The sequence below is a fragment of the Pseudoalteromonas luteoviolacea H33-S genome (assembly GCF_001625695.1).
Taxonomy (GTDB): Bacteria; Pseudomonadota; Gammaproteobacteria; order Enterobacterales; family Alteromonadaceae; genus Pseudoalteromonas; species Pseudoalteromonas luteoviolacea_B.
Genome location: NZ_AUXY01000073.1, coordinates 1 through 323 on the forward strand (window position 1 = coordinate 1; position 323 = coordinate 323).

General features: G+C 47.4%; 1 protein-coding gene. It reads left to right on the forward strand.

Annotation, left to right across the window (positions count from 1 at the left end; genetic code table 11):
• A partial coding sequence (locus tag N477_RS26295) for a hypothetical protein (protein ID WP_196760617.1) occupies positions 1 to 323 on the forward strand: 323 nt, incomplete at both ends.

The window sequence follows — 323 nt, forward strand, 5'->3', positions numbered from 1 at the left end:
AAGCAGAGCCAGAGCTAGAAGCAGAACCTGAGCTAGAAGCAGAACCTGAGCTAGAAGCAGAACCTGAGCTAGAAGCAGAACCTGAGTTAGAAGCAGAACCTGAGTTAGAAACAGAGCTTGAGTTAGAAGCTGAACTTGGTCTAGAAGATGAGCTTGGTCTAGAAGATGAACTTGGTCTAGAAGATGAGCTTGGTCTAGAAGACGAACTTGGTCTAGAAGACGAACCTGAGCTAGAAGCAGAACCTGAGTTAGAAGCCGAACCTGAGTTAGAAGCCGAACCTGAGTTAGAAGCCGAACCTGAGCTAGAAGCAGAGCCTGAGCTA